Raw genomic sequence first — 20,035 nt, 5'->3', positions numbered from 1 at the left:
GTAGGCTCGCTGCTGATGTCCACTACACCTGCCTCGTCAGAGGAACCCGGGGGGCGCTCCGCCGTCCGTTCGCTGCTGCGTCTGTGGCCGTATGTGCGGCCGGTGCGGCTGCGGCTGTTCACGGCCGCGTTCGTCGCGGTCGTCGCCTCCTGTGTGGGGCTGGTGATCCCGCTGGTCCTGAAGTGGATGGTGGACGGACCGGTCGCCCACCGCGATCCGCGGGGCGTATGGCTCGGGGCGCTGTACCTGCTGCTGCTCGGGCTGGCCGAGGCGCTGCTGTTCGGGCTGCGGCGCTGGCTGGTGGCGCGGCCGCTGTCGCACGTCGAGGCGGAGATGCGGGCCGGCCTGTACCGGCATCTGCAGCGGCTGCCGGTGGCCTTCCACGACCGCTGGGCCTCCGGCCAGTTGCTGTCCCGGGGCACGACGGACCTGATGCTGCTGCGCATGTTCCTCGCCTTCCCGCTGACGTTCCTGCTGGTCAACGGCGTGACCATCGTCGTGGGCGTCGTCATCATGCTGCTGCAGGACTGGACCCTGGGGCTGGTGATCCTCGGTCCGGCCGCGCCCCTGCTGGCCACCTGCGTGGTCTTCGAGAAGCGGTACGCCACCGCGGCACGGCGGGCGCAGGACCAGGTCGGGGACCTGACGACGGTGGTCGAGGAGAGCGTGCTCGGCATCCGGGTCGTCAAGGGGTTCGGGCGGCACCGCAGTCAGGCGCGGGCGTTCCGGGAGCTGTCGGGGACGCTGCGCGGCACCGAGCTGCGCAAGGCCCGTCTGCTGGGGACGATCTGGGCGGTCATCATGACCCTGCCGGAGCTGGCCATCGGCGCGGCGCTGGTGACCGGGGCCGTGCAGGTCGCCGACGGGGAGCTGTCGCCGGGCACGCTGGTGGCCTTCCTGTCCACGGCGCTCGCGCTGCGCTGGCCGGTGGAGTCGATCGGCTTCCTGCTGGCGATGAGCCAGGAGGCGGCGACGGCGACCGAGCGGTACTTCGAGGTGATGGACGCCGAGCCGGAGACCGAGACGGCCGGGGCCGGGGCCGCGACCACGGCCGCCGCCACGGCCACGGTCGCGACCGCCGCCACGGCCGCGCGGCGTGGCTCGGCGGCTGCGGCGGAGGCGGCCCCCGAGGAGACGGGGCTCCGGTTCCACGGCGTCCGGTTCCGCTACCCCGACGCCCCGCCCGGTTCCCCTCCCGTACTGGACGGGATCGACCTGCACATCCGGCCCGGCGAGTCCCTGGCCCTCGTCGGGGCGACCGGCAGCGGCAAGACCACGCTCACGGCCCTGGTCCCGCGCCTGCACGAGGTGACCGAGGGCCGGATCACGCTGGACGGCGAGGACATCACCGCCCTGTCCCGCGCGGACCTGCGCGCCCGCGTCGCCGTCGCCTTCGAGGAGCCCACCCTCTTCTCGGCGAGCGTCGGGGACAACGTGCTCATGGGCGCCGGCGGCCCCGCCGGCCCGGCCGAGCTGAACCGCGCGCTGTCCGTCGCCCAGGCCGACTTCGCGCACGCCCTCCCCCAGGGAACCGACACCCAGGTGGGCGAACAGGGGCTCAGCCTCTCCGGCGGGCAGCGGCAGCGGCTCGCGCTGGCCCGGGCCGTCGTCGGCCGCCCCCGCTTCCTCGTGCTGGACGACCCGCTGTCCGCCCTGGACGTGCACACCGAGGCCGCCGTGGAGGCCGCGCTGCGGCAGGTCCTCGCCGGCACCACCGCCCTGATCGTGGCGCACCGCCCCTCCACGGTCCTGCTCGCCGACCGCGTCGCCCTGCTCTCCGGCGGCCGGATCAGCGCCGTGGGCACCCACCACGAACTGCTGCGCACCAACGCCGAGTACGCCCACCTGATGTCCGGGACCGCACGGGAAGAGGAGGAGGACGAGCGATGACCGCCCCCACGACGTCCGTCCCCGTCACCGACGACGAGCAGGAGCCGCCCCGCCCCGGCGACGCCGGCGACCCCTTCGACCGGGACGTCCTGCCGAGCCCGCCCGGCGCCACGGGGGCGCTGCTGCGCTCGCTGCTCGCCCCCCTGAAGGCCCGCGTCGCCGGCACCACCGTCCTGCTGCTGCTCCAGCAGGCGGCGGTCCAGGCGGGCCCGCTGCTGGTGGCGTACGCCATCGACCACGCCGTACCGGCCTTCCGGGCGCACGACCGCGGACCGCTGGTCGCGGTGGCGGTCGCCTATCTGCTGTGCGCGCTGGCCGCCGGCGCCCTGCAGTGGGCCTTCATCGTCGCCTCGGCCCACGTCAACCAGGACGTGCTGCTGGACCTGCGCGGACGCATCTTCCGCCACGCGCAGGCGCTCAGCGTCGACTTCCACGAGCGCTACACCTCGGGCCGGCTCATCTCCCGCTCCACGACGGACGTGGAGTCGCTGCGCGAACTCCTCGAGGAGGGGCTTCAGGAACTGGTCGCCGTCGTGCTGTCGTTCGTCTACATCTCGGCGATGCTGCTGTGGCTGGATCTGGGGCTGGGCGCGGTGGCGGTGGCCTCGTTCGTGCCGCTGTACCTGCTCGTCCGGCTGTACCAGCGCCGCGCGGGCCGGGTGTACCGCGCGCGGTCCACCGCGATCGCGGCGGTGATCGTGAAGTTCGTGGAGACGATGAACGGCATCCGGCCGGTGCGCGCGTTCCGCCGCGAGGCGGTCAACGACGCCGACTTCCGGGTGCTGAACGGGCGGCACGAGCGGACCAACGGCGACGCGCTGCTGGAGATGGCCCGCTATGTCGTCGGGTCCCGGCTGGTGGCCAACACGGCGGTCGCGGTGATCGTGCTGTGGGGCGCCTACCGGGTGGCGGAGGGCTCGCTGGAGCTGGGTGTGCTGGCGGCCTCGGTGCTGTACCTGCGGCGTCTGTACGACCCGATCGACCGGCTGGGCATGTTCCTCAACTCCTACCAGTCGGCGGCCGCCTCACTGGAGAAGATCGCCGGGCTGCTCGCGCAGACGCCGACCGTGCCCGAGCCGGCGGAGCCGAGGCGGCTGCCGGCCCTCCGTTCGCGCGAGCCCGGCCGCGAGGTCGTCTTCGACGGGGTCCGCTTCGGCTACCGCACCGGCGGGGAGGTGCTGCCCCGCTTCGACCTGACCGTTCCGGCCGGGCAGACCGTCGCGGTCGTCGGCTCCACCGGCGCGGGCAAGTCCACGCTGGCCAAGCTGCTCGCCCGGTTCTACGACCCCTCCGAGGGCCGGGTGCTGCTGGACGGCACCGACCTGCGCGACCTCGCCGTGCCCGAACTGCGGCGCGGGGTGGTCATGGTGACGCAGGAGGCGTTCCTCTTCTCCGGCACCGTCGCCGAGAACATCGCCATCGGCCGCCCCGACGCGAGCCGCGAGGAGATCGAGCGGGCGGCGAAGGCGATCGGCGCGCACGACTTCATCGCCGCGCTGCCCGACGGCTACGACACCGACGTCCGCAAGCGGGGCGGCCGCATCTCGGCCGGTCAGCGCCAACTGGTCGCGTTCGCACGGGCGTTGCTCGCCGACCCGGCGGTGCTGATCCTCGACGAGGCGACCAGCTCGCTCGACGTCCCGGGCGAACGGGCCGTGCAGCGCGCGATGGCGACCGTCCTCGCGGGCCGGACGGCCGTGGTGATCGCCCACCGGCTGTCCACCGTGGAGATCGCCGACCGGGTGCTGGTGATGGAGCACGGCCGGATCGTCGAGGACGGCCGTCCGGCCGATCTCGTCGCGGGCACGGGCCACTTCGCGGACCTGCACCGCGCCTGGCGCGACAGCCTGGTGTGACCTTGATCGACGCCTACGAGGACCCCGGGACGCCCGACTGCCGGGGCGGCGCCCGCTACCTGTGGTGGCTGGTCGCCCGCCAGCCGTGGCGGTGCGCCGCCGGGGCGGCGCTGGGCAGTGTCTGGATGGTGCTGCTGGCCGCGGCGCCGTACCTGATCTCCCGGGCGGTCGACGACGGTCTGGAACCCGGCGACCCGGTCGCGCTGGCCGGCTGGACCGGCGTCCTGCTGGCGGTCGGGACGTTCAACGCCTGGCTCGGCCTGATGCGGCACCGCACGATGACACGGGTCCGGATGGACGCCAACTTCCGCACGGTGAAGGTGGTCGTGCGGCAGGCGGTCAGGCTGGGGGCCGCCCTGCCCGGCCGGGTCGGGACCGGGGAGGTCCTCGCCATCGGCGTGGGCGACGTCAGGACGATCAGCGAGTCGCTGACGCTGGTGGGCCCCGGCGTCGGCTCCGTCGTGGTGTACGTGGTCGTGGCCGGGCTGCTGCTGTCGCTGTCCGCGCCGCTGGCCGCGGTGGTGCTGCTGGGCATGCCGGTGATCGCCCTGGTCGTCGGGCCGCTGCTCGGGCGGCTGCAGGGCGCGGAGGGCGAGTACCGGGAACGGCAGGGCGTGCTGACCGCACGGATCGGCGACCTCGCGAGCGGGCTGCGGGTGCTCAACGGGCTCGGCGGCAAGGCACTGGTCGCCGAAGCCTTCCGCCGCGACTCGCAGCGGCTGCGGGCGCAGGGCTACCGGGTGGGCGCGGTGACGAGCTGGATCCAGTCGCTCGGGGTCGGGCTGCCCGCGCTGTTCCTCGCCGTGGTGACCTGGCAGGCGGCCCGGCTCGCCGCCCAGGGGCAGCTGACCGTGGGCGAGCTGGTGTCGGTGTACGGCTATGTCGCGGTGCTGGTGGGACCGGTGGCGTTCCTGATCGAGCTGGGGTACCAGATCAGCCGCGGGGTCGTGGCCGCGCGGCGGGTCGTACGGCTGCTGCGGCTGGAACCCGCCCCCGACCCCGGCACGCGCGACGCGCCCGCGGAGCCGTCGGTGCTGCACGATCCGGCCTCCGGCGTACGGGTGCGGCCGGGCCGGCTGACCGCGCTGGCCTGTGCCCGCCCCGCCGACGCCGCCGAGGTCCTCGACCGTCTGGGCCGGTACACGCCGTCGGCCGCGACCTGGGGCGGTGTGCCGCTCGGCGACATCCCGCTGGACCAGGTCCGCGCCCGCATCCTGGTCGCCGACCACGAGGCCGACCTGTTCGCCGGACCGCTGCGGGAGCTGCTCGACGGGCGCCTGAAGCACGGAGCGGAGGAGATCGGGCGCGCCGTGCACGCGGCGGCGGCCGACGACATCGTGCGGGGCCTGCCCGACGGGCTCGACACGCCCGTCGCCGCACAGGGCCGCACCCTCTCCGGCGGCCAGCGGCAGCGGGTGCGGCTGGCCCGGGCGCTGCTGGCCGACCCCGAGGTGCTGCTCGCCGTGGAGCCGACCTCGGCGCTCGACGCCCACACCGAGGCCGCGGTCGCGGATCGGCTGCGGCGGGCGCGCGGCGGCCGTACGACCGTCGTCACGACCACGTCACCGCTGGTGCTGGACCGCGCCGACACCGTGGTCCACCTGGTCGACGGCAAGGCCGCGGCCTCGGGCACCCACCGCGAACTCCTCACCACCGCACCGGGATACCGGGCGCTGGTGGCACGGGACGCGGAGGCGGAACCGGACGCGGGCGTGGACGCGGACGCGGGTGCGGGTGCGGGCCTCGTGGACGAGGCCCGGCGGGGGATGCGGGCGGCGCCCGCGGCGGATCCGGCGGGGCGGGACGGGGAGGCCGTCCGATGACGGCGGAGGCGGGGACGCGGGTAGAGGAGGCACCGGGGCGGCTGCCCGTCGCCGCGGCCGACGAGGTGCGGCGGGCCGCGGTGCGGCTGGTGCGGGCCGACGGGCGGGCCTTCACGGCCGTACTGGCCCTGAACGCGCTGGCCGCCGGGGCGGGTCTGGCCGGGCCGTGGCTGCTCGGGCGGATCGTCGACGAGGTCCGCGCCGGGCACGGTCCGGCCGCCGTGGACCGGATGGCGCTCGGCATCCTGGTGTGCACGGTGGTGCAGTCGCTGCTGGCGCGCTGGGCGCGGTACGTCGGGCACCGGTTCGGGGAGCGGACGCTGGCCCGGGTGCGCGAGGAGTTCGTGGAGCGGACGCTGGCCCTGCCCGCGTCGGCCGTGGAGCGGGCCGGCACCGGTGATCTGACGGCGCGCGGCACCGCCGACGTGGACGCCGTCGGCAAGACCCTGCGCGACGCCGGGCCGGAGCTGCTCATCAGCGGCGTGCAGACGGTGGCTCTGTTCGGCGCGGTCTTCCTGCTCGATCCCCTCCTCGGTGTGGTCGGGGTGCTCGGTCTGACGCCGATCTGGTGGGCGGTGCGCTGGTATCTGCGCCGGGCGCGGGACGGCTATCTGGCCGAGGGCGCGGCCACGTCGGACGTCGCCGAGGTGCTGGCGGCGACGGCGGCCGGGGCGCGTACGGTCGAGGCGTTCCGGCTCCGGCGGCGGCGCACCGCGGTGAGCCGCGACGCCCTGGAGACCGCCCGGCGCACCCGCTTCCACACGCTGTACCTGCGCTCGGTGTTCTTCCCCGTGGTGGAGGTCGCGTACACCCTCCCGGTGGCGGGTGTGCTGCTCGCCGGCGGGGTGCTGCAGGCGCGGGGCGCCACGAGTCTGGGCGCGGTGGTGGCGGCGGCTCTGTACCTGCGGCAAGTGGGCGATCCGCTGGACCAGATCCTGGTGCGGGTCGAGCAACTGCAGAGCAGCGGCGCCTCCTTCGCCCGCGTGGAGGGCCTGGCCCGCGCCCCTCGGCCCGCCGTCGCCGCGCCCTCGCCCACCGGGTCGCACGGCGGGCCCTCCGGAGCGGCCGGACCGTGCGAGCCGTGCGGGGCGTGCGGGGCGTGCGGGGCGTGCGAGCGGTCCGGATCCACCGACCCGATCCAGCCGACCAAACCGATCCATCTGACCAAACCGACCGAGCCGGCCGAGCCGGCCGACGACCGGATCGAGGTCTCCGGGGTGCGGTACGCCTACGAGCGCGGCGGCGAGGTGCTGCGCGGGGTCGATCTGACCGTGCGCCCCGGGGAGCGGCTGGCCGTCGTGGGGCCGTCCGGGGCCGGCAAGACCACGCTGAGCCGGCTCCTCGCGGGCATCGACGCGCCCACCGCGGGTTCGGTGACGGTCGGCGGCGTGCCGATCGCCGGGCTGGAGCCGGAGCGGCTGCGCCGCCAGGTGGTCCTCGTCACCCAGGAGCACCACGTGTTCCTCGGCACCGTCCGCGACAATCTCCGGATCGCCGAACCGGACGCCACGGACGAGGAGTTGTGGGCGGCGCTGGCCGCGGTCGGCGCCGACGCCTGGGTGCGGGAGCTGCCGGGCGGCCTGGACGCCGAGCCGGCCGCGGGCGGACGCCGCACCGACGGCTCGCAGGCCCAGCAACTCGCCCTGGCCCGCGTGGTGCTGGCCGACCCGCACACGCTGATCCTCGACGAGGCCACCGCCCTGCTGGACCCGGCGACCGCCCGCCACACCGAGCGGGCCCTGGCGGCCGTGCTGCACGGCCGCACCGTGATCGCCATCGCCCACCGGCTGCACACCGCCCACGACGCCGACCGGGTGGCCGTGATGGAGGACGGCCGGCTGAGCGAGCTCGGCACGCACGACGAACTGGTCGCGGCGGGCGGCGCGTACGCGGCCCTGTGGCGGACCTGGCACGGCGGCTGACCAGCGCTTCGCCCTTCCCCGACGCCGGTGGCCGCACCCCTCGAAGCGCCGCGTCGGCGACCGCCCTCCCGCACCCCCTGTCGACCGCCCGGCAGACGGTCCGCATACCGAACATGAACATCCGGACAACGAACGAATTCCGGCCAAATATGTGACGCGCTCCTGACAGAAGTGGTGATCTCCTGCCACTCTTCCCACGGCCGGGAGCACAGCAGCCCCACAGCATCACCCCACGAATCCCCCCCACAGTTCCGCCGACGGATCCCCCCACAGTCCCGCCGACGGATCCACCCACGGATCCGTCCGCGGCCCCCCTCTGTGACCCGGCACGGCACCTCCGCACCTGGTTCCGCGTTCCCAGTTCTGCCCGGACGGCCCACATTCCGTCCGGTCTCCCCTGGCCGTGCGACCCACGGCCCGCAGAAGGAGTCAGTGTTGAGAAGCAATTCCTCGCGCAGACGCACCTCCCACACCCCCCAGCGCCGCACGGCCGGCATAGCCCTGGCCGGCGTCGCCGCCCTCATCGCCGTGGCCGTCCAGTCGGGCGCCGCGAGCGCCACCCCGGCCCAGGCCCCCTCCGGGAAGGCCGACCCGGCCCACCTCGCCGTGAAGCTGACGCCCTCGCAGCGCGCGGAGCTGATCCGCGCCGCCGACGGCGCCACGGCGCGCACGGCGCGGGACATCGGTCTCGGCGCCAAGGAGAAGCTGGTCGTCCGTGACGTCGTCAAGGACGCCGACGGCACGCTGCACACCCGCTACGAGCGCACCTACGCCGGCCTGCCCGTCCTCGGCGGCGACCTCGTCGTCGACACCTCCCGCTCCGGCCGCACCGAGCACGTCGTCAAGGCGACGAACGCCGCGCTCGCGGTCGGGGACCTCACTCCGAGCGTGTCCAGGGCGACCGCCGAGAAGCAGGCCGTCCAGCGCGCCAAGGCACTCGGCAGCACCAAGTCGGCCGCGGACCGGGCGCGGAAGGTCATCTGGGCGGCGAGCGGCAAGCCCGTGCTCGCCTACGAGACCGTCGTCGGCGGCCTCCAGGACGACGGCACCCCGAACGAGCTGCACGTCGTCACCGACGCGGTCACCGGCAAGAAGCTCTACGAGTACCAGGGCATCGAGACCGGTGTCGGCAACACCCAGTACAGCGGGCAGGTGAACCTGACGACGACGCAGTCGGGTTCGACGTACACGCTGAACGACGGCGCGCGCGGCGGTCACAAGACGTACAACCTCAACCGCGGCACCTCGGGCACCGGAACGCTGTTCTCGCAGTCCTCCGACACCTGGGGCAACGGCACCACGTCGAACGCGGCCACCGCGGGCGCGGACGCGCACTACGGCGCGGCGGTCACCTGGGACTTCTACAAGAGCACCTTCGGCCGCAGCGGCATCCGCAACGACGGCGTGGGCGCGTACTCGCGGGTGCACTACGGCAACGCGTACGTCAACGCGTTCTGGGACGACGGCTGCTTCTGCATGACCTACGGGGACGGCTCCGGGAACGCGGACCCGCTGACCTCGCTGGACGTGGCCGGCCACGAGATGAGCCACGGCGTCACCTCCAACACCGCGGGCCTGAACTACTCCGGCGAGTCCGGCGGGCTGAACGAGGCCACCTCCGACATCTTCGGCACCGGCGTGGAGTTCTACGCCAACAACAGCTCCGACGTCGGCGACTACCTCATCGGCGAGAAGATCGACATCAACGGCGACGGCACCCCGCTGCGCTACATGGACAAGCCGAGCAAGGACGGCGCGTCCAAGGACAGCTGGTACTCGGGCATCGGGTCGGTCGACGTGCACTACTCGTCGGGCCCGGCGAACCACTTCTTCTACCTGCTGAGCGAGGGCAGCGGCGCCAAGGTCATCAACGGCGTCAGCTACAACTCGCCCACGGCGGACGGACTTCCGGTCACCGGCATCGGCCGCGCCAAGGCGCTGCAGATCTGGTACAAGGCGCTCACCACGAAGTTCACCTCGACCACCAACTACGCGGGCGCCCGCACCGGCACGCTCGCGGCGGCGGGCGAGCTGTACGGCACCTCCAGCGCCGAGTACAAGGCGGTGCAGGACGCGTGGGCGGCCGTCGCGGTCGGCTCGCGGTCCGGTGGCGGCGGGGGCGGCGGCACCTCGTTCGAGAACACCGCCAACGTCTCGATCCCGGACAACGGTCCCGCGGTGACCTCGTCGATCAGCGTCACCGGGCGGACCGGCAACGCCCCGTCGAACCTCTCGGTCTCGGTCGACATCGTGCACACCTGGCGCGGTGACCTGGTGATCGACCTGATCGGCCCGTCGGGCACCGCCTACCGGCTGAAGAACTCCAGCGGCTCCGACTCGGCGGACGACGTGCACGCGACGTACACGGTCAACGCCTCCTCCGAAACGGCCAACGGCACCTGGAAGTTGCGCGTCCAGGACGTCGCGAGCTACGACACCGGCTACATCGACGGCTGGAAGCTGACCTTCCCGTAGGCCCGTCGGACACTCCCCGTTCAGGGCGCCGTCCCGGCGATTGCACACCCGGGGCGGCGCCCGTTCATGTACCCGAAACATTTACCGGACAGTCGATTTTCAGCCAACATCACTTCAGGCTCCTGACATGTACGCGCCTCAGGTGTCACTCTTCCTGCACCCGCCGCACGAGCACTGCACAACCCCTCACCAGCGATCCGGCCCGGTGACCCCACACCGACCGGACTCCCCCACCAAGGAGCTTGTGTGACTCCCCGCTACGCGCGTCACCAGCGCACCACTCTGGCCCTCGCCACCGCCGTCGCCGCCGGAGCCCTGCTCAGCACCGCTCTGACCACCAGCGCGTCGGCCCAGCCCGTGGCCGACTCGGCCGGCAAGGCGCCCCTGGCCGCCGCCCCGACCGCGCTGTCCGCCTCGGCGCGCAGCACCCTGATCCAGCAGGCGCAGGCCGGTGCGAGCGACACGGCCCGTGAGATAGGCCTCGGCACCAAGGAGAAGCTGGTCGCCAAGGACGTCGTGAAGGACGTCGACGGCACCCTGCACACCCGCTACGAGCGCACCTACGCCGGCCTGCCGGTGCTCGGCGGCGACCTCATCGTGCACACCTCCGAGGCCGGCAGGACGGAGGGCGTCACCCGAGCCGCCAAGTCGGCCATCAAGGTCGCCTCGCTCAAGCCGCAGATCGCCGCCGCCAAGGCGGAGAAGCAGGCTCTGTCCGTCGCCCGGGCCGCCGGTTCGGAGAAGACCGCCGCCGACAGCGCCCCGCGCAAGGTCATCTGGGCGGGCAAGGGCACCCCGGTCCTCGCCTACGAGACGGTCGTCGGCGGCGTCCAGGACGACGGCACCCCGAACGAACTGCACGTCATCACCGACGCGGCCACCGGCAAGAAGCTCTACGAGTACCAGGGCATCGAGACCGGCACCGGCAAGACCCTCTACTCGGGCACGGTGACCCTCAACACCACCCTGTCGGGGTCGACGTACCAGCTGTACGACACCACGCGCGGCGGGCACAAGGTGTACAACAAGGCCCACCAGCAGAGCCCCACCCAGGGCACGCTGTTCACCGACTCCGACGACGTGTGGGGCACCGGCACCGCCTCGAGCTCCACCTCGGACCAGACGGCGGCCGCGGACGCCGCCTACGGCGCCCAGGAGACGTGGGACTTCTACAAGAACACCTTCGGCCGCAACGGCATCAAGAACAACGGTGTCGGCGCCTACTCCCGCGTCCACTACGGCAACGCGTACGTCAACGCGTTCTGGGACGACAGCTGCTTCTGCATGACCTACGGCGACGGCTCGGGCAACACCCACCCGCTGACCGCGATGGACGTGGCCGGCCACGAGATGAGCCACGGCGTCACCTCCAACACCGCCGGCCTGAACTACTCCGGCGAGTCCGGCGGCCTGAACGAGGCCACCTCCGACATCTTCGGCACCGGCGTGGAGTTCTACGCCAACAACGCGTCGGACCCGGGTGACTACCTCATCGGCGAGAAGATCAACATCAACGGCAACGGCACCCCGCTGCGCTACATGGACAAGCCCAGCAAGGACGGCTCCTCCGCCGACTACTGGTCCTCGTCCGTGGGCGGCCTGGACGTGCACTACTCGTCCGGTGTCGCCAACCACTTCTTCTACCTGCTGTCCGAGGGCAGCGGCGCGAAGACGGTCAACGGCGTGAGCTACAACTCGCCCACGTACAACGGCTCCACGGTCACCGGCATCGGCCGCGACAAGGCGCTCCAGATCTGGTACAAGGCCCTGACCACGTACATGACGTCGACCACCGACTACAAGGCCGCCCGTACGGCGACCCTGAGCGCGGCGTCGGCGCTGTACGGCTCCGGCAGCGCCGAGTACAACGCGGTGGCGGCGGCCTGGACTGCCGTCAACGTCGCCTGATCAAAGGGTAGTTGAGGCAAGCGGCACCCGGGACGGAGACGTTCCGGGTGCCGCTCTACGCTTGGGTCCCATGTCTTCGCAGGACTTCACCTACACGGAGGTCGGCGCCACGCGCGACGACCCCTCCACCTGCCCGCCGGGCTTCCACCACCTGCACGTGCGCACCCGCATCGGCGAGGGCGAGGAGGTGTTCCGGCGGGCACGCGAGGCCCTGCTGAGCTGGGAGCTGCACCGGGCGATCGGCGTCGGCATCCAGACCGGTGCCGAGCGCGCCGAACCCGGCGCCGAGGTCACCGTCACCGTGGCCGGCGTGATCAAGGCGCCGTGCCGGGTGGTCTGGACGATGGCCGAATCCCGTCGGGCGGGCTGGGCCTACGGCACCCTGCCCGGCCACCCGGAGTGCGGCGAGGAGGCCTTCGTCGTGGACCGCACCGGCGACGGCACGGTCTGGCTGACCGTGTCCGCCTTCAGCCGCCCGGCCAAGTGGTACACCCGCGCCGGCGGCCCCGCCGCCCGAGGCCTCCAGCACGCCTACGCCCGCCGCTGCGGCACCGTCCTGCGCAGACTGTGCGCGGACGTCTCGGAGTCCTGAGAGTTCCGGTGGCGCGACCGGGGTTCGGTCAGACGGGCATCGCCCGCGCGTGCTGGTCGCGCAGCGCCGTCCACGCACGCTCCTGCTCCGGCCCGGGCATCGCCGGCACGGGGTGCCCGGCCCGGTCGACGAGCACCAGGGACGTGGCGATGAAGCCGAGGGACAGGGATCGAAGGATGCCCTGCTCGGTCCTGGTGAAACGGCGAACGGCCGCGCCGACGAGCGCGCCGAGGTCCCGGACGTCCACGACACATACGCCGTCGACGGGGATGCCGACGCCCGAGCCCACGCCGAACACCCCGGAGAAGACCGTGGCGCTGCCGATGAACGCGTGGGCGACCTCCGCGCCGGGACACCAGATGTCCCGTCCGGGCAGGTCGCTGGAGTGAAATCTGAACGTCATAGCCAGTCAGTCCGAGAAAACAGATTCCATGATGTGCGTTTCCCGACGGTAGGGCTGCTTCACGAGAGCCAGCCGCTGGGGACGCCAGAGGTCGTCGTCCTCGTTGAGGCTCAGCTCGCCCTTCTTGCGAAGCAGCCAGACGGTCTCGAAGTCGGAGTGCAGCACCGCGTCGCCGTCCATCCGCTCCAGTAGAGGGACGACCAGCCGGATCATGTCGTCCTGCTGGTCCGATACCTCGACCCCCTTGGCCATCCGGAACACAGTGCCGACCGTCGGAGTGAACGCGAGGTCGGTGACGATGGGGTCCCAGGGCTGCGGCGCTCTCGACGTGACCACGCGGATCCAGGTGCCGAGCCGTGCCGCTGCACCCTCCCCGACCAGTCGCTCCGCCGTGACCGAGGCGTCGAGCACACCGATCTCCCTGCCGATTTCCCGCACGTGGGCCGCAACCTCGTCCGCGGGCAACCGCGTCGCGCAGTCAAGGTCGTATGCGATTGCCATAGGGACTCCTCCGGATACTACGGATAAAGGTGGACCACATTCCCCGCGCGGTCGATCACCATGACCTCTTTCAGACCGCCCATGGGCCAGTTCTGAAACTGACTCCGCAGCGCCCCGAGATCGGCGTCGCTGTCACCGAGATTCAGCACGACGCGTTCCGTCTGGCCTGCGTCCACTTTCTTCTGCACCGCAGTCCAGATGGAACGCGGATTCTTCGCCGTGGGGGCGTAGTTGTCGAAAACCTTGCCCTCGATGCGAAAGTCAGGATTTTTCCCGTTGATGGTACCCGGTGTCTGTTCGACGTCGTATCCCTGTTTCGCGAGGGTGTCGGCCGAGTGCACCTCCCGCCCCTTCGCGCGCACCGTCTCCGCGTCGTCGTTCTTGCTGAGCGACTCCGGTTTCCCCCGGGGCCGGGCATTCGGGTCGGCCTGCCCCGAGGGCTTGGTCCGCTCCGCTGCCGCGGGGTCCCAGTCACCGCCCCCTCCGCCGCCCGACCCGTCGGACGACATCTGGACCCGGTCGGGGCCCGCGGCGTCGTTGAGGATGTTGGCCATCCCGGCGCCCGCGATGGAAACCCCGACGGCCATCTGGGCCGCGGCGGCGACGTTGATGGGGATGCCGAGGGCGGCTCCGATGACGGTGCAGTCCAGCAGCCCGCCCGCGACCTCCTCGCCGGCGCCCGCGACCGTCAGGGCCAGGCCCAGGACGACCGACGCGGCGGATCCGGGGTCGTGCGCCATCGCGTTGCCGAGGGACGCGAGATCCGAGACGACGGTCATGCCGACTTCCTTCAGGAAGTCCCCCACGTCGGAGACCACGGAGTCGACCGCGTCGTCGAACTTGTCCCACCCCGAGTCGTGCATCCCGTCATGGGTGATGGCACGGTGGATGATCCTCGCGGCCTTCATCGCCGCGGCGTCGCGTACGTCCTTGGCGTGCTGGAGCGCCGACTTCGCTCCGGCGAGGTCGGCCGCGGCCCGGTCCCGCCTCTTCTTCAGCCGTACGAGGTCGGGGTCGTCGTCCTTGGTGTGCGGGGGCAGGCCCTTGATGCCCCGCTGCGCGGCCTCGTGGTCGGCGTGGGCGGTCCGGGCAGCCCTCAGGGCCTTGTCGGCGAGCTGCTGCGCGTGCTCCAGGGCGCTCGCCCAGTCGGCGTCGCTGCCGTCCCGGACCCGCGTGCCCATGGCGCTCGCGGCCTTGTCGTAGCGGTGGTAGGCCTTCCGCAGGGGTCCGAGCGCGTCCTTCGCCGTCTCGCGGAAAGTGTCCGCCGCCTTGGACTTCCAGGACTCGACAGCGCTCAGCGCCGCCACGTCGCCGGCTTCGCGCCGGATGTCGTCGGCGGTGTCGCGCAGCGATTGACCGAGCAGCGCGACGGCGTCCGGGTCGCCGGGGACGGGGTCGCCGTCCTCGTCCAGCGCCGACCACTCGTGGACGGCGGGACGCCTCACCTGGATCCTCCCCCGGCACGGGCGTCCTGGCGGCGCAGGGCCGCGGCGAGTTCCGCGTCGATGGCGTCGTAGCTCTTGGCGGCTTCCCAGGTGATGACGCCGAGCTTCCTGATCTTTCCGGCGAGGTCCTTGCGGTGGATCTTCCAGTTGTCGGCGAACTCGCCGAAGGCGTCGACGACGCGCTTGTCACCGAGCTCCGCGGCCGAGTAGTCGGCGGCCGGATCGGCCCGGTCGGTGAAGGAGTGGTAGATCCGCTGGAGTGCGCGCGAGCACTCGCGTATGCGCTTGGTGTCCGCTCTCAGATCACTCATCGATGCCCCGCATCCGAGATGCGGCCCCCACCCCCGTGGATCACGTTGTGCGCGTGTCACGCACGACCGTAATGAGGCTGAGTATGCGTCAGGTATGACACGGATAGAGAGAGGGCATGGCGGGCGTCAAGGGCGAGCAAAGATCGCTCGCCCCTGACGGAGAACATGACGGAGAGCGTACGGCCGGTCGTGATCAGCGCAGGAGGACTCCCGCTCCCTCCCCCGTCTCCTCCGACGGGACCGCCAGGAGGCCCAGTTCGGCGCTGGAGGCCAGGAGGCGGTGGGAGGGGAGGATGCGGACCGTGTAGCCGTAGGGGCCCGTGCGGTCCAGGGCGAGGGGGCCGTCGTAGAGCCAGCGGCCCTCGGGATCGGGGCCGCCCGCCGGTTTCAGCGGGACCGTGGTCGCGTCCGCGATGCGGTCCTCCTCGTCCACCCGGCCGGACACGGCCTGCACCTCCACGTCGTCCGGGCCGAGGCCCCCGAGGCCGACCCGGACCCGCAGGTCGAGGGTGCTGCCGAGTTGCGCGGTGGCCGTGGCGGCGGAGGTCTCCACGTGGTCGACGGTCACCTCGTGCCAGGCCGCCCGCACCCGCGCCTTCCAGGCCGCCAGTTCGCGCGCCGCGTCGTGGTCCAGGGCGCGGTGGGCGTGCGCGGCCGGGCTGTAGAGGCGGTCGACGTACTCGCGGACCATGCGTCCGGCCAGCACCTTCGGCCCGAGCAGGGTCAGGGTCCGGCGCACCATCTCGATCCAGCGGTCGGGCAGCCCGCCCCGCCCGCGCTCGTAGAAGCGCGGGGCGACCCGCTGTTCGAGCAGCTCGTACAGGGCGGCGGCCTCGACGTCGTCGCGGTGGTCCGGGTCCTCCCCCATCGCTGAACGCATGGGGGCACCCCCATCCGCCCCGTCCGCGGTCGGGATCGCCCAGCCGAAGTCGGGCTGGAACCACTCGTCCCACCAGCCGTCCAGCACCGACAGGTTCAGGCAGCCGTTGAGCGCGGCCTTCATCCCGGAGGTGCCGCACGCCTCCAGCGGCCGCAGCGGGTTGTTCAGCCACACGTCGCAGCCGTGGTAGAGCTTCTGCGCCATCGCCATGCCGTAGTCCGGCAGGAAGACGATCCGGTGGCGGACCCGCGGGTCGTCGGAGAACCGCACCAGCTCCTGGATGAGCCGCTTGCCGCCGTCGTCCGCCGGGTGCGCCTTGCCCGCGACCACGAGCTGGATCGGCCGCTCGGGGTGCAGCAGCAGGTCCATCAGGCGGTCGCGGTCGCGCAGCATCAGCGTCAGCCGCTTGTACGACGGGACCCGGCGCGCGAACCCGATGGTCAGGACGTCCGGATCGAGCACCCCCTCGATCCAGCCCAGCTCGGCCTCCCCCGCGCCGCGCTGCCGCCAGGAGGCGTGCAGCCGCCGGCGCACCTCCGTCACGAGCTGCTCCCGCAGGTCGCGGCGCAGCTCCCAGACGTCCTGGTCGGGGATGTCGGCGACCGAGTCCCAGCGCTCGGACCCGCCGACCGAGAGCGCGTCCTCGGTGCGCTGGGCGCCGATCTGCCGGGCGCTCAGCCGGAACACCTCGGGGGCGACCCAGGTCGGGGCGTGCACCCCGTTGGTGACGGAGGTGATCGGCACCTCGTCGGGGTCGAACCCGGGCCACAGCCCGGCGAACATCTCCCGGCTGACCCGCCCGTGCAGCAGCGAGACGCCGTTGGCGCGCTGCGCCAGGCGCAGACCCATCACGGCCATGTTGAACAGGTTCGGCTCGCCGCCCGGGTAGCTCTCCATGCCGAGCGCCAGGACGCGCTCCACGTCGATGCGCGGCAGCTCCGCCTCGGGCCCGAAGTGCCGGGCGACCAGCTCGCGGTCGAAGCGGTCGATGCCGGCCGGGACGGGGGTGTGGGTGGTGAAGACGGTCCCCGCGCGCACCGCCTCCAGGCCGGCGTCGAAGTCCAGCCCCCGGTCGCACAGCTCGGCGATGCGCTCCAGGCCGAGGAACCCGGCGTGCCCCTCGTTGGTGTGGAAGACCTCGGGCTCGGGGTGGCCGGTGAGCCGGCAGTACGTCCGTACCGCCCGGACCCCTCCTATGCCCAGCAGCATCTCCTGCAGCAGCCGGTGCTCGCTGCCGCCGCCGTAGAGCCGGTCGGTCACCCCGCGCTCGCCGAGGTCGTTCTCCTCGACGTCGGAGTCCAGCAGCAGCAGCGGGATCCGGCCGACCTGGGCCAGCCAGACACGGGCGTGCAGCGCCGTGCCGCCGGGCAGCGCGAGCGAGACCCGCGCGGCCGAGCCGTCGGCCTCCTTCAGCAGGGTGACGGGCAGCTCGTTGGGGTCGAGGACCGGGTAGTGCTCCTGCTGCCAGCCGTCCCGGGACAGGCTCTGGCGGAAGTAGCCGTGCCGGTAGAGCAGGCCCACCCCGATCAGCGGCACGCCGAGGTCGCTGGCCGCCTTCAGGTGGTCGCCGGCGAGGATGCCGAGGCCGCCGGAGTACTGCGGCAGGGCGGCGGTGATGCCGAACTCGGGCGAGAAGTAGGCGACGGCGGCGGGCAGTCCGGCGGACTGGGTCTGGTACCAGCGGTCGCCGGTCAGGTAGTCGTGCAGGTCGTCGGCGGCCGCGGTCAGGCGGCGCAGGAAACGGCGGTCCCCGCCCAGCTCGGCGAGGCGCGCGGGGGCCACGCTGCCGAGCAGGCGCACCGGGTCGCCGCCGGAGGAGGCCCAGCGCTCCGGGTCGACGGACTGGAAGAGGTCGCGCGTCTCGGCGTGCCAGGACCAGCGCAGGTTGCGGGCCAGCTCGCTCAGTGGCCGGAGGGGCTCGGGGAGAACGGGACGGACGGTGAACCGACGGATCGCCTTCACACTCCACCTCGGCGCATTCGCTGGATGGACGCACGGCACTGTGCGTACGGTCACTCAGAACGGTACCGGGGACGGGGCGGGTACCGCTGGGCCTGCGGCCCACGGTTCGCGAACGCGCTCCCTCCGCTTTGGCCGGTTCCGGCCCCGCAGACGTTCTTGTCGCCCCCTCCCGCCCACGAGAGGCTGCTCCCGTACGCCGAGTGGAGGAGGGGACCCGGACCATGGCACGGCCCTGAACGGCTACGCCGTGCGCGCCGGCGCGGGACAGGCGCGGCGGCTCGCGGCGGACCCCCGGGTCGCCTCGGTGGTCGTCCGCGTGCGACTCGACCGCACCCCGACGAACCCGCCGTCCCGGGGCCTGGACCGGATCGACCAGCGCACCCTGCCGCTGAACCGGACCTACACCGCCCCCGACGCCGGCGGCCGGGGCGTCACCGTCTACGTGATCGACACCGGGGTCCGCATCACCCACCGGGACTTCGGCGGCCGCGCCGGCTACGGCTGGGACTTCGTCGGCCACGACCCGGCCGCCGGGGACGGCAACGGCCACGGCACGCACGTCGCGGGCATCGTCGCGGGCACGGCCCACGGCGTGGCGAAGCGCGCCCGCGTCGTCGCCGTGCGGGTCCTCGGCGACGACGGCACCGGGACGATGTCCCGGGTCATCGCGGGGATCGACTGGGTGACCCGGCACGCCCGCAAGCCCGCGGTCGCCAATCTCAGCCTCGGCGGCCCCTACGACGCCCAGCTCGACGCGGCGGTGCGCGCCTCGATCAGGTCGGGGGTCACCTACACCGTGGCCGCGGGCAACGGCGGCCGTGCCGCCGCCCTGTTCTCGCCCGCGGACGTCCGGGAGGCGATCACCGTGGGCGCCGTCGACGGCCGCGACGCCCGGGCCGGCTTCTCGAACACCGGCTCGGCGCTCGACCTGTTCGCCCCGGGCGTGTCGATCACCTCCGCGTCCGCGGCGAGCGACACTTCCCGGGCAACTTTTTCCGGCACCTCGACGGCCGCCCCGTACGCGGCGGGCGCGGCCGCCCTCCATCTCTCCGGCCACCCGCGGGCGGCTCCGGCGCAGGTGGCGAAGGCGCTGGTCACCGGGGCCGCGACCGGCAGGGTCGGCGACCCGGGCCCCGGCTCGCCGAACCGGCTTGTGCGGGTGCCCACGGGGTAGGCGGGATGTCCAGGACCCCGGCCCCGCCCGCTCCTGGACGGGGCCGGTCTTGTGTGTAGACATACGCGTGAGTAGTTAACAAAGTGCCGGATTGCTCACCCGAATAGGGTGGGAAGGCTCCACCGGTACACCCCAGGTAGACCACGCAGGACCCACCTCCCCACAGACATCCGCCCACACCCTCGTTGACGCGGACAGGAGCGGTCATGCCCGCCACGCACCACTCGGCAGCACCCCCGACCAGCAGCATTCCCGGCACCGAAGCACCACCGGGGCACCCCCTCGGCGCCGGCCCGCCGGCCCCGGAGCGACCCTCCGCGGGCGGCGCCACCGCCGTCGGCCGGATACCCGTCCTCGACGTGCGCCCGGTCGTCCAGCACGGCCGCCGCCCCGCCAAGGCGGTGACCGGAGAGTCGTTCGAGATCTCGGCCACCGTCTTCCGTGAGGGCCACGACGCCGTGGCCGCCAATGTCGTCCTGCGCGATCCGGAGGGGCATCCCGGCCCCTGGACCCCGATGCGCGAGCTGGCCCCCGGCACCGACCGCTGGGGCGCCACCGTGACCGCCGGGGAGCCCGGCCGCTGGACGTACACCGTCGAGGCGTGGGGCGATCCCGTCACCACCTGGCGGCACCACGCCCAGATCAAGATCCCCGCCGGTCAGGACACGGAGCTGGTCCTGGAGGAGGGGGCCCGGCTGTACGAGCGCGCGGCCGCCGGGATCCCCGAGGAGGACGGCCGGCGCGACGTCCTGGTGGCCGCCGTCGGCGCCCTGCGGGACGAGAGCCTTCCGGCGTCCTCCCGGCTGTCGGCGGGGCTGACGCCGGAGGTGGACGCGGTGCTGGCCCGGTATCCGCTGCGGGAGCTGGTCACCGTCTCCGACACCCGCGAGCTG

Annotated in this window: 14 protein-coding genes; 9 read left to right on the top strand and 5 right to left on the bottom strand. The window is 73.0% G+C overall.

Going from position 1 to position 20,035, the window contains the following annotated elements:
* Positions 1–15: 15 nt before the first annotated feature.
* The 7 genes from ACIPM1_RS28255 to ACIPM1_RS28225 all read left to right on the top strand — a co-directional run bounded on the left by ACIPM1_RS28255 (position 16) and on the right by ACIPM1_RS28225 (position 12,466).
* A complete protein-coding gene (locus ACIPM1_RS28255) occupies positions 16–1,890 on the top strand; it encodes an ABC transporter ATP-binding protein (RefSeq protein WP_402439320.1) in 1,875 nt (624 codons plus the stop codon).
* Complete coding sequence (locus ACIPM1_RS28250) at positions 1,887–3,746, top strand: ABC transporter ATP-binding protein (protein WP_402439318.1); 1,860 nt, start codon at positions 1,887–1,889, stop codon at positions 3,744–3,746. The genes ACIPM1_RS28255 and ACIPM1_RS28250 overlap by 4 nt, the downstream gene beginning before the upstream one ends.
* A gap of 2 nt (positions 3,747–3,748) precedes the next feature.
* On the top strand, positions 3,749–5,569 hold the full coding sequence (locus ACIPM1_RS28245; RefSeq protein ID WP_402439446.1) for an ABC transporter transmembrane domain-containing protein: 1,821 nt from the start codon (positions 3,749–3,751) through the stop codon (positions 5,567–5,569).
* The gene (locus ACIPM1_RS28240; RefSeq protein ID WP_402439316.1) at positions 5,566–7,491 is read left to right on the top strand and encodes an ABC transporter ATP-binding protein; all 1,926 of its coding nucleotides are present in this window, start codon (positions 5,566–5,568) and stop codon (positions 7,489–7,491) included. Before ACIPM1_RS28245 ends, ACIPM1_RS28240 begins: the two co-directional genes overlap by 4 nt.
* Before the next feature lie 435 nt (positions 7,492–7,926).
* Positions 7,927–9,966 (top strand): M4 family metallopeptidase, encoded by a 2,040-nt coding sequence (locus tag ACIPM1_RS28235; protein ID WP_402439314.1) that lies wholly within the window; start codon positions 7,927–7,929, stop codon positions 9,964–9,966.
* A gap of 246 nt (positions 9,967–10,212) precedes the next feature.
* Positions 10,213–11,874, top strand: coding sequence for a M4 family metallopeptidase (locus ACIPM1_RS28230; protein ID WP_402439312.1), 1,662 nt, complete (start codon positions 10,213–10,215; stop codon positions 11,872–11,874).
* A 70-nt stretch (positions 11,875–11,944) separates the two neighbouring features.
* The gene (locus ACIPM1_RS28225) at positions 11,945–12,466 is read left to right on the top strand and encodes a DUF1990 family protein (RefSeq protein WP_402439310.1); all 522 of its coding nucleotides are present in this window, start codon (positions 11,945–11,947) and stop codon (positions 12,464–12,466) included.
* A 28-nt stretch (positions 12,467–12,494) separates the two neighbouring features.
* On the opposite strand, the gene ACIPM1_RS28220 is transcribed toward ACIPM1_RS28225, so the two are convergent.
* The 5 genes from ACIPM1_RS28220 to ACIPM1_RS28200 all read right to left on the bottom strand — a co-directional run bounded on the left by ACIPM1_RS28220 (position 12,495) and on the right by ACIPM1_RS28200 (position 17,968).
* The gene (locus tag ACIPM1_RS28220; RefSeq protein WP_356187769.1) at positions 12,495–12,869 is read right to left on the bottom strand and encodes a DUF6086 family protein; all 375 of its coding nucleotides are present in this window, start codon (positions 12,867–12,869) and stop codon (positions 12,495–12,497) included.
* A gap of 6 nt (positions 12,870–12,875) precedes the next feature.
* A complete protein-coding gene (locus ACIPM1_RS28215; protein WP_402439307.1) occupies positions 12,876–13,370 on the bottom strand; it encodes a SitI3 family protein in 495 nt (164 codons plus the stop codon).
* A 17-nt stretch (positions 13,371–13,387) separates the two neighbouring features.
* The gene (locus ACIPM1_RS28210; protein WP_402439306.1) at positions 13,388–14,815 is read right to left on the bottom strand and encodes a hypothetical protein; all 1,428 of its coding nucleotides are present in this window, start codon (positions 14,813–14,815) and stop codon (positions 13,388–13,390) included.
* Positions 14,812–15,126 (bottom strand): hypothetical protein, encoded by a 315-nt coding sequence (locus ACIPM1_RS28205; protein WP_402439304.1) that lies wholly within the window; start codon positions 15,124–15,126, stop codon positions 14,812–14,814. The genes ACIPM1_RS28210 and ACIPM1_RS28205 overlap by 4 nt, the downstream gene beginning before the upstream one ends.
* 193 nt (positions 15,127–15,319) lie before the next feature.
* On the bottom strand, positions 15,320–17,968 hold the full coding sequence (locus tag ACIPM1_RS28200; RefSeq protein ID WP_402439302.1) for a glycosyltransferase family 1 protein: 2,649 nt from the start codon (positions 17,966–17,968) through the stop codon (positions 15,320–15,322).
* A 40-nt stretch (positions 17,969–18,008) separates the two neighbouring features.
* Between ACIPM1_RS28200 and ACIPM1_RS28195 the strand changes: the two genes are divergently transcribed.
* Together ACIPM1_RS28195 and ACIPM1_RS28190 are read left to right on the top strand one after the other, a co-directional pair.
* The gene (locus ACIPM1_RS28195; protein WP_402439444.1) at positions 18,009–19,142 is read left to right on the top strand and encodes a S8 family peptidase; all 1,134 of its coding nucleotides are present in this window, start codon (positions 18,009–18,011) and stop codon (positions 19,140–19,142) included.
* 206 nt (positions 19,143–19,348) lie between these two features.
* Positions 19,349–20,035 (top strand): maltotransferase domain-containing protein (locus ACIPM1_RS28190; RefSeq protein WP_402439300.1); only part of this gene is annotated, 687 nt, incomplete at its 3' end.

Origin of the sequence: Streptomyces sp. NPDC086766, from assembly GCF_044746005.1 — a bacterium.
GTDB lineage: Bacteria > Actinomycetota > Actinomycetes > Streptomycetales > Streptomycetaceae > Streptomyces.
This window is presented reverse-complemented; position numbering and strand designations above follow the sequence as displayed.

Coding starts and splice junctions, on each gene's coding strand:
- ACIPM1_RS28255 (WP_402439320.1), top strand. CDS start 16: ATGTCCACTACACCTGCCTCGTCAGAGGAACCCGGGGGGCGCTCCGCC.
- ACIPM1_RS28250 (WP_402439318.1), top strand. CDS start 1,887: ATGACCGCCCCCACGACGTCCGTCCCCGTCACCGACGACGAGCAGGAG.
- ACIPM1_RS28240 (WP_402439316.1), top strand. CDS start 5,566: ATGACGGCGGAGGCGGGGACGCGGGTAGAGGAGGCACCGGGGCGGCTG.
- ACIPM1_RS28225 (WP_402439310.1), top strand. CDS start 11,945: ATGTCTTCGCAGGACTTCACCTACACGGAGGTCGGCGCCACGCGCGAC.
- ACIPM1_RS28220 (WP_356187769.1), bottom strand. CDS start 12,869: ATGACGTTCAGATTTCACTCCAGCGACCTGCCCGGACGGGACATCTGG.
- ACIPM1_RS28215 (WP_402439307.1), bottom strand. CDS start 13,370: ATGGCAATCGCATACGACCTTGACTGCGCGACGCGGTTGCCCGCGGAC.
- ACIPM1_RS28205 (WP_402439304.1), bottom strand. CDS start 15,126: ATGAGTGATCTGAGAGCGGACACCAAGCGCATACGCGAGTGCTCGCGC.